This is a genomic window from Pseudomonas sp. SID14000 (assembly GCF_002165135.1).
Classification (GTDB): domain Bacteria; phylum Pseudomonadota; class Gammaproteobacteria; order Pseudomonadales; family Pseudomonadaceae; genus Aquipseudomonas.
The window spans coordinates 98,163-110,233 of record NZ_NFZQ01000002.1; the positions used below are offsets into that span (position 1 = coordinate 98,163).

Here is a 12,071-nt window from a genome sequence, read left to right on the forward strand (position 1 = left end):
CTTAGAAATTGTCAGTGGAGGTGAACACGCCGACCCGCAGGCCTTCGGCAGTGTAGATCTCGCGGCCGTCGACGCTGACCGAGCCATCGGCGATGGCCATGTTCAGCTTGCCCTTCAGGACGCGCTTGATGTGAATGTTGTAAGTGACTTTCTTGGCTTCGGGCAGTACCTGGCCGAAGAACTTCACCTCACCCGAACCCAGGGCGCGACCGCGGCCTGGCAGGCCCTGCCAGCCGAGGAAGAAACCTACCAGCTGCCACATGGCGTCGAGGCCCAGGCAGCCCGGCATTACCGGGTCGCCTTCGAAGTGACAGGCGAAGAACCACAGGTCCGGATTGATATCCAGCTCGGCGACCAATTCACCTTTGCCGTACTTACCGCCTTCTTCACTGATATGGGTGATGCGATCGACCATCAGCATGTTCGGCGCGGGCAGTTGCGCATTACCTGGGCCGAACAGCTCACCGCGACTGCAGCGCAGCAGGTCTTCCCGAGTAAAGGCGTGTTGTTTGGTCATGCGAGCTCCTCAATAACCCCCTGCGGCAGGGGATGAATCTTCCCGGCCGGCCCGATACGCATCGCGTCCGAGGCGGCAGCCTACAGGTAGACTATTGCGTTGTGGTGAAAGTCACAGTGCACCTGGTTAAAGAAGTACAGGTGTGCACTGAAACATCTATTTTCAGGTCCGATGAAGGTCCTGTCCAGTGTTTAAGACTGCCGCACTTTAGCATTTATCGCCAGTCGCGGTTGTCCGACCGGGTAGCCAGCGCTGCAGTACGCGCTGCAGTTCGGTGCGGCGCAAGGGTTTGCTCAGGTAGTCGTCCATGCCGGCGGCCATGCAACGCTCGCGGTCGCCCTGCAAGGCGTTGGCGGTCAAGGCGATGATTGGCAGCCCGGCGCCGTTGGGTAGCTGGCGGATACGCCGGGTGGCTTCATAGCCGTCCAGGTGTGGCAGGCGGCAGTCCATCAGCACGGCGGCGAAACGCTGCCGGCTGACCCGTTCGACCGCCTCCAGGCCGTCCTCGGCCGTGCATACCGTCAGCCCCAGGCTACGCAGCATGGCTTCGATGACACTCTGGTTGACCGGATTGTCTTCTACCAGCAGCACCTGATCATTTTCGGCCACCGCCGTTGGTGCAGCGCTTGGCGGCGTCAGCGAGACCGGGGCAGTGGTGGCCAGGGCCAATGGCATCTCCAGGGTGAAGGTCGAGCCCAGGCCTTCACGGCTTTCGCCGCGCAGCTTGCCGCCCATGCGTTCGGCCAGGGTGCGGGCGATCGACAGTCCCAGCCCGGTACCGCCATAGCGGCGGGAAATCGAGCTGTCGGCTTGCTGGAAGGCGACGAACATCATTTCCAGGCGGTCGTTGTCGATGCCGATACCTGTGTCGCGTACGCTGCAGGTCAGCCAGATCAGTTGCCGGTCGAGCACCTGCCAACGCGCCTCGACCTGTACCTGGCCGCGCTCGGTGAATTTCAGCGCGTTGCCTACTAGGTTCAGCAGGATCTGGCGGATGCGCGTGGGGTCGCCGTTAACCTGCAACTGCTCGGTACCAGCCGGCAGCTGCAGGTGCAGGGCAAGGCCGCGCTGCTGGGCGCTGTGCTGGAACGACTGGACGCTACTGGTAATCAGCTCACCCAGGTTGAAGTCGATGTGTTCCAGCTGCAGTGCGGCGCGCTCGATGCGCGAGAAGTCGAGGATGTCGTTGATGACTTTGAGCAGGTGCCCTGTGGACTCGCTGGCCACCGCAGTGTACTCGGCCTGTTCGTTGCTCAGTGGCGTGGTTTCCAGCAATTGCAGCATGCCCAGCACGCCATTCATCGGCGTGCGCAACTCGTGGCTCATCATCGCCAGGAAGTCCGATTTGGCGCGGTTGGCCTGTTCGGCTTCCTCGCGGGCCTGGATCAGCTCGGCAATGGCCTGCTTCTGTTCATCGCTGGCCTGCTCCAGGGCGTGGGCCAGGTTATTGATGTGGCGCGCCAGGTGGCCCAGCTCGCTGTCATCGACCACCGGCAACAGGGTGTTGTACTCGCCCTGCTGGATGGCCTTGACCGCATGGCCCATGTCGCTGATCGGCTTGGCCAGGCTCAGGGCCAGGCGGCGCGCCAGCAAGAAGGTGAACAGCAGGGCGAACAGTGCGAGGATGCCGGCCTTGATCACGATTTCCTGCTGGCGCTGGCTGAAGGCATCATCGGACATCCCGACGATCACCCGGCCCAGGTAGTCGTCGCCGATGGCCGGGGTGGTGGCCTTGCCCTGTTGCAGGAAGTCGCTGTCCAGGCGGATTTGCTGCAGGCGGATGGGCGCCTGGAACACTTCGACGCGCTGTGCGCGGTTGGCGCTTTCGTCGGACTGCTCGACGTAGACCAGGATGTGGTTGCGGCTGTCCTGCACTTCGAGGAAGCGCACGTGGGGGATGCTCAGGGTGGCGCGCATCAGGCCCTCGAGCACTTCGTTGTTGCCCGAGATCACCCCGTACTCCGAGGCTGGCGCCAGTTGGTTGGCGATCAGTTGCCCGGTGTGGTTCAGTTCCTGGCGCAGGTCCTGGATGCGTACGAAGGTGAAAAAGCTGATCAGCAGCAAGGTCAGCAGCAGGGCAGGGCCGAGGCTGATGATCTGGGTGCGGGTGTGGATGTCCCAGCTCAGGCGCTTGCTCATGGGGTGGGTTCTCCTTCGGCCAGGGCCTTGGCGGCGGCGTTCGGATCGATCGGTTCAAGGCCCAGGGCGCGCGCCACCTGCTGGTTGCCGCTGACGCCGAAGCGTGTCGGGTACAGGCTGCGCGGCCAGCGCGCCGGTGGCTGGTCGAGCAACTGGTCGAGCACCGCCAGCCAGTCGTCCTGGTCGCTGAAGGTGCTGGCCAGGGCGCCGGCGCGTACGAACCCGGCGTTCGGGCCGATCAGTGCCATCTGTCTGCCATAGCTGCTCAACAGCAGGTTTTTCGCAGTCTTGGAGTTGTACAGGTCGGGGTCGTCCAGCCCCAGCAGCACGTCACTGTTGGCCAGCAAATGTTGCAGAGGGCGGCTGTCGCGCGGATCGGGCCAGTCCTGGGCAACGATCTCCAGGCCCAGCGGGCGGGCGGCATTGCGCAGCTCTTCGAGCAAAAAGCTGCTGTGCTCAGCGTACAGCACACCAATGCGCTGGGCCTGAGGCAGCAGGTAGTGGGCAAGGCGCAGTTGCCGGCCCAGCTGCGGGTCGCTCCACAGCAGGGTGAGGAACGCGGGACGCGACTTTCCCAGGCGCTGTTCAGCCTGTACCCGGCTGACCCGCATGGCCATGGCTGGCGGACCGGCGGTTTCCCCAAGGCGCCATTCCAGTGCGGCGTTGTCCAGCAGGATCAGGCGCAGGTCAGCCCTGAGCTTGCCCGGGCGTGGCAGGTCTGCGGTGGTCTGGAAGTGCACATGATCGTGCGGCCGGCGGCTTTCCAGCGCAGCGACGAAACTGCGAATGCCGGGCTGGTCTTCCGCGCCTACCAACAGGATTTCGTTGGCGGACAGCGGCCCCATCGGCCACAGGCACAACAGTAACAGGCGCAGCAGCAGGGCCATCAGAACTCCAGCTCCGCGCTGACGCTCAGGCGGTGGCGGCTGTCGTAGCGGTTCTGGATTACCGTGGTCGGCTCATCGTCCAGGCGTTGTTGCCACAGCGCCGCCAATTCCAGGTTGCTGCCATGCACCCGGAAACGCTTGGCCAGGCGCAGGTCCAGACGCTCGTAGCGATACTGGTTGAGTGCATCGTCACCGTAATAGAACAACGCGCTGGACCAGCCGTCGCCCCATTCGCGCATCCACCCGGCCGAGCCGCTGTTGCGGGCGCTGAGGCGGCGGTCGTCGGGGTTGCTGGCCCAGGCATCGACATAGGCGTAGGTCAGGCGCAGGCGGTCGCGCAGGGTCGGGCGCCAGTCCAGTTGCGCCTCGCTGCCGCTGAAGCGGGCCTTGTTAGCGTTGCTGGCGATGTACTGGTTGTTCTTCAGGGGCTCGCTGATCATGCCGGTGATCTCGTCGTAGAACAGCTTCACATCCATGTTCAGGTCGATGTCGCTGAAGTAGCCGTTGTAGCCCAGCTCGCGCGAGCGCATGCGTTCCTGGTCGAGGTCGCCCGGGCCGCGGGTCTTGACGAAGTACTCGCCGTTCTGCAGGCCGAAAGCGTTGGGGGTCAGGTTCTTGACTGTGTAGCTCCAGTTGACGTTGTTCTCGAACATATCGGGCGAGCGTACCGCCTCGGAGTACACCGCACGCAGGCCATGGCGCGGGGTGATCAGGTAGTTGACCGCCACGCGCGGGGTCAGCGAGCTGTCGGACAGGCGTGAGTCCTCGAACATGGCGCCGCCCTGCAGGATCCAGTGCTCGTCGGCGCGCCACTCCAGCTGGCCGAACAGGCGCCAGGTCTGGTCGTCGATGCTGCCGTTGAAGTAAGTCTGCGAGTCGGCACGATCATAGCGGTAGTTCATGCCGCTGAGCAGGCGCAGGCTGTCGGTCAGGCTCAGGGTGTCCTGGATTTCCAGGTCGTAGCGGGTTTCGCGGGTGCTCTGGTCGACGTCGCCGCAGACCTGTTGATCTCCGTCCTTCTCCTTCCATTGCTTTTGCACCTTATCCAGGAGCTCACTCAGAACGGGGTCGCTGGTCGAAAGTGGCGTTCCTCCAGCGATACCGCGCGCTACTTTCTCGGCAAAATCGGGGTTGATTTGCCAGATCTGAGTCAATTCGGGGCTGAACGATTGCAAGGCATCGCAAGCGCGCCAGACCTGCTGGCGGTCAAAGTGCTGAGCCGAGCCCTGGATATAGAGGCTGTGCTCTGAGCTGAAATCCTTGGTCCAGCGCAATGAGCCGGCGTAGTCCTTGGCATTGACGTCTGCGTTGTTTCCCGCCTCATATTTTTTGAACACCGGCTGATAGGTATAAGGCCTCTGGTTGCTGCCTTCCTTGGCCGCCAGTTGCCATTCCAGGGTCTGGTCGTGCGCCAGGCTGTGACTGGCGTTGAGGGTAAAGCGGGTCAGCCGGCGGCTGTCGCGGTAGTCCTGGCCGAACTGGTTCTCGTCGAAGCCATCGTCCTGCTGGCCGGACAGCGACAGGCGCATGTCGCCGCCCTCCCAGCCGAAGCCGTGGCTGGCGTAGAAATCGTTGATGCCATCCTGGCCGCGGGTCATCTTCAGTCGCGTGCCATGGCTGTCGGCGGGGTTGCGGGTAAGGATGTTGACCACTGCCATCAGCGCGTTGGCGCCGTAGCTGACCGTGTTGGGGCCGCGGAACACCTCGATGCGTTCGATGTCCTCCATGGCCAGGGGGATGTCGCTCCAGTCCACCGTGGCCAGGCCGGCACGGTACACCGAACGGCCATCGATCAGTACCTGCATGCGCCGGGCGTCGTTGACGTTGCTGCCGTGGTAGTTGACCGTGGGTTGGTTGCCGGCGTTGTAACCCACCATCATGCCCGGCACCAGGCGCAGCAGCTCGGGGATGTCACGGGCACCGCTGGCGCGGATCAGCTCGCTGTCGAGCACGGTCATGCTGCCTGGCACTGCGGCCGGGGATTGTTTCAGGCGCGTGGCGGTCAGAACCTGCGGCAGGTCCGTGTTGTCGATGAACAGATCATCGGCCATGGCCGGGCCACCGAGCAGGGCGGTCAGTAGGAGCAGGCGCGGGTACGGGGGCGTGCCAGGGAACACAAAGCGGCCTTGTATCAGGATTGAAACAGGCATGGTAACTGACCTTGGCGTATTTGCCAGTGAGTGTTGGGCGTACTTCTTGAGATGTGCAGTGTGGCGAAAATCGAGCGCCGCCCGCGCGGCGCTTCGCGGGACAAGCCCGCTCCCACATTTGTTGCAACGTGGCCATGCTTGTGGGAGAGGCGTTGTCAGCTTTGGTACAAGGCTTGAGGCAAGTGGGGCGGCAGCAATGCCAACTCAGGAATCCAGCCAGCCCAACAAGGCTGGCAACCATGGCCTGACAGGTTCGGCACGTTGCAACAAATGTGGGAGCGGGCTTGTCCCGCGAAGCGCCGCGCGGGCGGCGCTCGATTTCAAGCGCGCAGATGAACGCATGTCATGCACTGCCGTATAATGGCCGGGTCGCCACTTATTATTGGCTTTAACGGATTGGATATGACTGAACAGCAACCTGTTGCAGTTCTGGGAGGCGGCAGCTTCGGCACCGCCGTGGCGAACCTGCTGGCGGAAAACGGTGTGCCGGTGCGTCAATGGATGCGCGACCCGGAACAGGCCGAGGCCATGCGCGTCAATCGCGAGAATCCGCGCTACCTCAAGGGCATCCGCTTGCACGATGGCGTCGAACCGGTCAGTGACCTGCTGGCCACCTTGCAGGCCAGCGACCTGATTTTCGTCGCCCTGCCATCGAGTGCCTTGCGCAGCGTGCTGGCCCCGCATGCCGAGCTGCTGCGCGGCAAGGGCCTGGTCAGCCTGACCAAGGGCATCGAAGCGCAAAGCTTCAAACTGATGAGCCAGATCCTCGAGGAAATCGCCCCCGAGGCGCGCATCGGCGTGCTGTCCGGCCCCAACCTGGCCCGTGAAATCGCCGAACATGCGCTGACTGCGACGGTGGTCGCCAGCGAGGACGAAAAACTGTGTCAGCAGGTGCAGGCCGTGTTGCACGGGCGTACCTTCCGCGTCTACGCCAGTGCCGACCGCTTTGGCGTCGAGCTGGGCGGGGCGCTGAAGAACGTCTACGCCATCATCGCCGGCATGGCGGTGGCCCTGGGCATGGGCGAGAACACCAAGAGCATGCTGATTACCCGTGCCCTGGCCGAGATGACCCGCTTTGCCGTCAGCCAGGGCGCCAACCCCATGACTTTCCTCGGCCTGGCTGGTGTGGGTGACCTCATCGTCACCTGCTCCTCGCCCAAGAGCCGTAACTACCAGGTTGGCCACGCGCTGGGCCAGGGCCTGAGCCTGGAGCAGGCGGTCAACCGCCTGGGCGAAGTGGCCGAAGGCGTCAACACCCTCAAGGTGCTCAAGGCCAAGGCGCAGGAGGTGCAGGTGTACATGCCGCTGGTGGCGGGCCTGCATGCCATTCTGTTCGAAGGCCGTACGCTGAACCAGGTGATCGAGCACCTGATGCGTGCCGAGCCGAAGACCGATGTCGATTTCATTTCCATCAGCGGTTTCAACTGAGCCTTGAGCGGCTCTGACAACAGCAAGGAGCAACACATGAACGATACGCCCGAGCGCGCCCAGCGCGAGTCGATCATCCTGCGGGTCCTGTGGATGCTGGTGTTCCTGGTGGTCTGGCAACTGGCCGAGCTGCTGCTCGGTGGCCTGGTGCTGGTACAACTGGTCTACCGCCTGGTGTACGGCGCCCCCAGCGCAAGCCTGATGAACTTCGGCGACAGCCTGAGCCAGTACCTGGCGCAGATCGGTCGCTTCGGCAGTTTCCACAGTGACCAGAAACCCTGGCCGTTCGCCGACTGGCCGGCACCGCGTGCCCCGGAAGGCGAGGCGCCGCACGCCGTAGCCCCGGCCCCGCACCCGGTGCGTGATGAGGAGCCCAAGCTGTGAAGCTGTGGGTGCTGCGCCACGGCGAAGCGGAGTCGCGGGCCAGCAGCGATGCCGAGCGCCGGCTGACCGCCCATGGCCGCGAGCAGGTGCTGCACAGCGCCGCCCGCCTGCTGGGGCAGCCGTTGCAGGCGATCATCGCCAGCCCTTACGTCCGTGCCCAGCAAACGGCCGCCCTGGTACATGACACCCTGGGTTTCGCCGAACCGGTGCGCACCGTGCCCTGGCTGACGCCCGACACTGATGTGCAGCAGGTCATCGGCGAAATCGAGCGCCTGGGCCTGGAGCATGTGCTGCTGGTCAGCCACCAGCCGCTGGTGGGGACCCTGGTCGGTGCGCTGGAGCATGGCCACCAGCAGCAACCAGCGGGCATGAGCACTGCAAGCCTGGCGGAGTTGGAAGGGGACTGGCCGCTGGCTGGGCTGATGACGCTTCGGGCGATCAACTCGCCGGCCTGAGTTCTCAGGCTATCTCGGTTTCCTGTAGGAGCAGCCTTGTGCTGCGAAGAGGCCAGTAGGGCAATAGCTCTTCTCCGGCAGTTATGGCCTCTTCGCAGCACAAGGCTGCTCCTACAGGCAGTGCCCGCGCCCACAAGCCTGACCTGATAGCCCTCGCCGATGACCTTTCCGGACGTTGCCGAACCGCCCCACGATACCGACAATGGGCCATCATCCCCCATCCGGACCTGGCGCCATGTCGCAGCAGATCTTCTTCGCCCATGCCAACGGTTTCCCCTCGGCCACCTACGGCAAGCTGTTCGCTGCCCTGGCGCCGGACTACCAGGTGCAGCACCTGGCCCAGCACGGGCACGATCCGCGCTTTCCGGTGGACGACAACTGGCAGAGCCTGGTCGATGAACTGCTGCACCACCTGGCCCGGCAAGACCAGCCCGTATGGGGCGTCGGCCATTCGCTGGGCGGGGTGTTGCACTTGCACGCAGCCTTGCGCTGCCCCGAGTATTACCGCGGCGTGGTGATGCTCGACTCGCCGGTGCTCACCCGCGCCGACCAGTGGCTGCTGCGCACCGCCAAGCGCTTCGGCTTCATCGACCGTATCACCCCGGCTGGCCGCACCCTGGGGCGCCGCGAAACCTTCAATGACCGCGACAGTGCCCGGGACTATTTCGCCGGCAAGTCACTGTTCCGCCATTTCGACCCCGACTGCCTGGATGCCTATATCGAGCATGGCCTGCAGGCGAAGGAGCAGGGGCTGCAGTTGCGCTTCGACCCGGCCACGGAAATCAGCATCTACCGCAGCATCCCGCATACCAGCCCTGCACCTGCACGGCAGTTGCAGGTGCCACTGGCCATGGTCCGCGGCGAGCGCAGCAACGTCATTCGCCGTCACCATACCTTGGCCGTGCGCGGCATGCCCAAGGGCGAATACCACAGCGTGCCGGGTGGGCACATGTTCCCGCTGGAGCGGCCAACTGACACCGCCAGCCTGATCAAGGGCCTGTTCGACCGCTGGAGCCAGGCATGAGCGCGCAGGTCGAGGAAATCCGCCTGAGCCTGGGCCATATCGAACTGGCGGCGCACCTGTTCGGCCCCGAGGACGGGCTGCCGGTGATCGCCCTGCATGGCTGGCTGGACAACGCCAACAGCTTCGCCCGCCTGGCGCCGCAACTGAAAGGCCTGCGCATCGTCGCCCTGGACCTGGCCGGGCATGGTTACTCGGAGCACCGGCCGCTCGGTGCCGGCTACGCCCTGGCCGACTACGCCCATGACGTGCTGCGGGTGGCCGAGCAGCTGGGTTGGCAACGTTTCGCCCTGCTGGGCCATTCGCTGGGGGCAATCATTTCGGTGCAACTGGCTGGCGCGTTGCCGGAGCGGGTCAGCCATCTGGCCCTGATCGACGGCGTCATCCCGCCGACTGGCGCCGAGCAGGATGCCGGTGAGCGGTTGGGCATGGCACTGCAGGCCCAGTTGCGCCTGGATGGCAAGCGCAAGTCGGTATACACCACACTGGAGCAGGGCGTGCAGGCGCGCATGAAAGGCATGGTCGCGGTCAGCCGCGAGGCCGCCGAGCTGCTGGCCCAGCGTGGCCTGATGCCGGTGCCCGGAGGCTACAGCTGGCGCAGCGACAGCCGCCTGACCCTGCCATCGCCAGTGCGCCTGAGCGAGGCCCAGGCCATGGCCTATGTGCGCAGGGTGAGCTGCCCGGCGTGCCTGGTGGTGGCCGCCGACGGCATGCTGGCGCGCCACACCGGGTTGCTGGAACAGCTACCCTTTGAGCAGGTGACGCTGCCCGGTGGCCATCACCTGCACCTGAACGATGAGCAGGGCGCGGCCCTTGTCGCAGACTGTTTCAATCGCTTTTTTGGCTTTGCTTGACTTGCACCGGACAAGTGTCGAGGCTTGGTGGGTTGAACAGGGAGACAACCATGCAACTGCCAGACATCCTGGAGCTTCACCCCGGCGCTGAGCGCCGCCTGGTTCGCCAATGAGCGCGCCTGTTGCCATCCGTAATGCCTTCGCTGCCTGCCTGCTGTTCGCCAGCCCAGTGTCGTGGGCCGGCAGCCTGCCGGTGCCGGTGGACGCCAAGGTAGTCGACCAGCGTCCGGGTGTGGAGCAGGAGCGCGTCTACCCCATGGGCCCGCTGCGCAAGATCAGCGGCCGCCTGCGGGTCGAGGACAAGATAGAAAGCCGCGGCCAGGTCAGCTCGGTAACCTATGAACTGCCGGTCGAACGTACCGCCCGCGAAGCCTTTACCAGCGCTCGTGAAGCACTGCAGCGTGATGGTGGCTACCCGCTGTTCTGGTGCCAGGGCCGCGATTGCGGCGAGGCCAGCCTGTGGGCCAATGACGTGTTCGGCAATGCCCGCCTCAACGGCGGTGACGAGCAGCAGGCGTTCATTCTGCTGCGCCGCTCGGCGGAGCAGGCCGACACCCTGGTCGCGCTGTACAGCGTCACCCGCGGCAACCGCCGCGCTTACCTGCACGTGGAAGAGTTTGTCGCCGGCAGCCCGCTGGGCGAACTGCTGCCGACCGCCGCCACGGTGCTGCGCGAGATGCGCGATACCGGCAAGCTCGACTACCCTGACCTGGCCGCGCCGCAAGACACCTGGGCCAACCTGCTGGCTCGCAGCCTGAACCTCGACAGCACCCTGCGTGCCAGCCTCAGTGGCGCCCAGGCTGAAGCCTGGCGCGAGGCGCTGGTCAAGGCAGGGGTGCGCAATAGCCGCCTCGAAGTCGGTAGCGCGCCTACCGACGGCCTGCACCTTGAACTGATCCGTTGAAGAGCACCACCATGGCTAACAATGACCGCTTGCTGGTCCAGATTCTGCTGCTGGCGCTGCTGGGTGCCGGCCTGTGGGTAATGGCACCTTTCATTTCAGCGCTACTGTGGGGTGCCATTCTGGCCTTTGCCAGTTGGCCCTTGATGCGTTTGCTGACGCGTGTGCTGGGCGGGCGCGAAACCCTGGCGGCAAGCCTGCTGACCACCGCCTGGATCCTGATCGTGGCGCTGCCGCTGGTGTGGCTGGGGTTCAACCTGGCCGATCACATTCGCGATGCGACGGCGTTCGTGCGTGACGTGCAGGTGGACGGCCTGCCTGATGCCCCGGCCTGGCTGGGTGGCATCCCGTTCGTTGGCGAGCGCCTGGTCAGTTGGTGGCAATCGCTGGACCAGCACGGCGCGGCCTTGCTGGCCTCGGTCAAACCGCACCTGGGGCAGGTGGGCAACTGGTTGCTGGCACGTAGCGCCCAGATCGGCAGTGGCGTGCTGGAACTGACCCTGAGCCTGGTGTTCGTGTTCTTCTTCTACCGCGACGGCCCGCGCTTGTCGGCGTTCGTCCTGCGCTTGCTGCACCGCTTGATGGGCGACCGCGGCGAGTACTACCTGGAGCTGGTGGCCGGTACGGTGCAGCGGGTAGTCAACGGGGTGATCGGTACGGCCGCCGCACAGGGCGTGCTGGCGTTGATCGGCTTCCTGATCGCCGGTGTACCCGGGGCCATCGTGCTGGGTCTGGTGACCTTCATGCTCAGCCTGATCCCCATGGGCCCGCCACTGGCCTGGATCCCGGCCACCGGCTGGCTGGTATGGAAGGGCGAGTACGGCATGGCGGTGTTCCTGGGAGTTTGGGGCACCTTCATCATCAGTGGCGTGGACAACGTGCTCAAACCGTACCTGATCAGCCGTGGCGGCAACCTGCCGTTGGTTATCGTGCTTCTGGGGGTGTTCGGTGGTTTGATTGCCTTTGGCTTCATTGGCCTGTTCATCGGGCCGACCTTGCTGGCGGTCGGCTACAGCCTGCTGCTGGACTGGAGCCGCAACGCGGCGCAGCAGCCGCCTCAGCAATAAACCTGTACTGGCCTCTTCGCGGGTTCACCCGCGAAGAGGCCGGTACAAACAATACAAAACGTTGATCTTTACACCTTCTTTATAGCCACCCCCACCCCTCGATCTCGCCCCTTTACGCCCCTCGCTCGGACAATTTCCCCAAAGCGGCCCAAGCCGCACCACGGGGAGAACCACACATGAACATGCTCGACGGGCTGTCACTGCTGCTGGCAGTGGCATTGGCGTTTTATCTGCTGGTGGCGCTGCTGCGCGCCGATCGCAGCTAGGG

12 protein-coding genes are annotated in these 12,071 nt (G+C 64.6%); 8 read left to right on the plus strand and 4 right to left on the minus strand.

What is annotated here, in order from left to right; genetic code table 11:
* Position 1 precedes the first annotated feature (1 nt).
* The 4 genes from fabA to CAY82_RS03305 form a co-directional block, all read right to left on the minus strand.
* Positions 2 to 517 carry a 3-hydroxyacyl-[acyl-carrier-protein] dehydratase FabA gene (gene fabA / locus CAY82_RS03290; RefSeq protein ID WP_003251509.1) on the minus strand — a complete coding sequence of 172 codons (516 nt, stop codon included), beginning with the start codon at positions 515 to 517 and terminating at the stop codon, positions 2 to 4.
* A 207-nt stretch (positions 518 to 724) separates the two neighbouring features.
* The gene (locus CAY82_RS03295; protein WP_087499924.1) at positions 725 to 2,656 is read right to left on the minus strand and encodes an ATP-binding protein; all 1,932 of its coding nucleotides are present in this window, start codon (positions 2,654 to 2,656) and stop codon (positions 725 to 727) included.
* Positions 2,653 to 3,543, minus strand: a complete 891-nt coding sequence (locus tag CAY82_RS03300; RefSeq protein WP_087499925.1) for an ABC transporter substrate-binding protein — start codon at positions 3,541 to 3,543, stop codon at positions 2,653 to 2,655. Before CAY82_RS03300 ends, CAY82_RS03295 begins: the two co-directional genes overlap by 4 nt.
* Entirely contained in the window at positions 3,543 to 5,693 is a 2,151-nt protein-coding gene (locus CAY82_RS03305) for a TonB-dependent siderophore receptor (protein ID WP_170931017.1), read from the minus strand. The genes CAY82_RS03300 and CAY82_RS03305 overlap by 1 nt, the downstream gene beginning before the upstream one ends.
* Before the next feature lie 402 nt (positions 5,694 to 6,095).
* Between CAY82_RS03305 and CAY82_RS03310 the strand changes: the two genes are divergently transcribed.
* The 8 genes from CAY82_RS03310 (at position 6,096) to kdpF (ending at position 12,069) form a co-directional block, all read left to right on the plus strand.
* The gene (locus CAY82_RS03310; protein WP_087499926.1) at positions 6,096 to 7,121 is read left to right on the plus strand and encodes an NAD(P)H-dependent glycerol-3-phosphate dehydrogenase; all 1,026 of its coding nucleotides are present in this window, start codon (positions 6,096 to 6,098) and stop codon (positions 7,119 to 7,121) included.
* A 36-nt stretch (positions 7,122 to 7,157) separates the two neighbouring features.
* Positions 7,158 to 7,505 carry a DUF4389 domain-containing protein gene (locus tag CAY82_RS03315; protein WP_051098986.1) on the plus strand — a complete coding sequence of 116 codons (348 nt, stop codon included), beginning with the start codon at positions 7,158 to 7,160 and terminating at the stop codon, positions 7,503 to 7,505.
* Positions 7,502 to 7,960, plus strand: a complete 459-nt coding sequence (gene sixA / locus CAY82_RS03320; RefSeq protein WP_087499927.1) for a phosphohistidine phosphatase SixA — start codon at positions 7,502 to 7,504, stop codon at positions 7,958 to 7,960. The genes CAY82_RS03315 and sixA overlap by 4 nt, the downstream gene beginning before the upstream one ends.
* Positions 7,961 to 8,195: 235 nt before the next feature.
* Entirely contained in the window at positions 8,196 to 8,984 is a 789-nt protein-coding gene (locus CAY82_RS03325) for an alpha/beta fold hydrolase (protein ID WP_087499928.1), read from the plus strand.
* A complete protein-coding gene (locus CAY82_RS03330) occupies positions 8,981 to 9,835 on the plus strand; it encodes an alpha/beta hydrolase (protein WP_087499929.1) in 855 nt (284 codons plus the stop codon). The genes CAY82_RS03325 and CAY82_RS03330 overlap by 4 nt, the downstream gene beginning before the upstream one ends.
* Before the next feature lie 109 nt (positions 9,836 to 9,944).
* On the plus strand, positions 9,945 to 10,739 hold the full coding sequence (locus tag CAY82_RS03335; RefSeq protein ID WP_087499930.1) for a DUF4892 domain-containing protein: 795 nt from the start codon (positions 9,945 to 9,947) through the stop codon (positions 10,737 to 10,739).
* Between the two features lie 11 nt (positions 10,740 to 10,750).
* Positions 10,751 to 11,803, plus strand: coding sequence for an AI-2E family transporter (locus CAY82_RS03340; protein WP_087499931.1), 1,053 nt, complete (start codon positions 10,751 to 10,753; stop codon positions 11,801 to 11,803).
* Positions 11,804 to 11,979: 176 nt separating this feature from the next.
* A complete protein-coding gene (kdpF, locus tag CAY82_RS03345) occupies positions 11,980 to 12,069 on the plus strand; it encodes a K(+)-transporting ATPase subunit F (RefSeq protein ID WP_003251485.1) in 90 nt (29 codons plus the stop codon).
* Positions 12,070 to 12,071: the final 2 nt, after the last annotated feature.

Bases quoted from the DNA above. Each gene is read 5' to 3' on its own strand.
- CAY82_RS03315 (WP_051098986.1), top strand. From the start codon at position 7,158: ATGAACGATACGCCCGAGCGCGCCCAGCGCGAGTCGATCATCCTGCGG.
- CAY82_RS03325 (WP_087499928.1), top strand. From the start codon at position 8,196: ATGTCGCAGCAGATCTTCTTCGCCCATGCCAACGGTTTCCCCTCGGCC.
- CAY82_RS03295 (WP_087499924.1), bottom strand. From the start codon at position 2,656: ATGAGCAAGCGCCTGAGCTGGGACATCCACACCCGCACCCAGATCATC.
- CAY82_RS03310 (WP_087499926.1), top strand. From the start codon at position 6,096: ATGACTGAACAGCAACCTGTTGCAGTTCTGGGAGGCGGCAGCTTCGGC.
- kdpF (WP_003251485.1), top strand. From the start codon at position 11,980: ATGAACATGCTCGACGGGCTGTCACTGCTGCTGGCAGTGGCATTGGCG.
- CAY82_RS03305 (WP_170931017.1), bottom strand. From the start codon at position 5,693: ATGCCTGTTTCAATCCTGATACAAGGCCGCTTTGTGTTCCCTGGCACG.
- CAY82_RS03340 (WP_087499931.1), top strand. From the start codon at position 10,751: ATGGCTAACAATGACCGCTTGCTGGTCCAGATTCTGCTGCTGGCGCTG.
- CAY82_RS03300 (WP_087499925.1), bottom strand. From the start codon at position 3,543: ATGGCCCTGCTGCTGCGCCTGTTACTGTTGTGCCTGTGGCCGATGGGG.
- CAY82_RS03330 (WP_087499929.1), top strand. From the start codon at position 8,981: ATGAGCGCGCAGGTCGAGGAAATCCGCCTGAGCCTGGGCCATATCGAA.
- fabA (WP_003251509.1), bottom strand. From the start codon at position 517: ATGACCAAACAACACGCCTTTACTCGGGAAGACCTGCTGCGCTGCAGT.
- CAY82_RS03335 (WP_087499930.1), top strand. From the start codon at position 9,945: ATGAGCGCGCCTGTTGCCATCCGTAATGCCTTCGCTGCCTGCCTGCTG.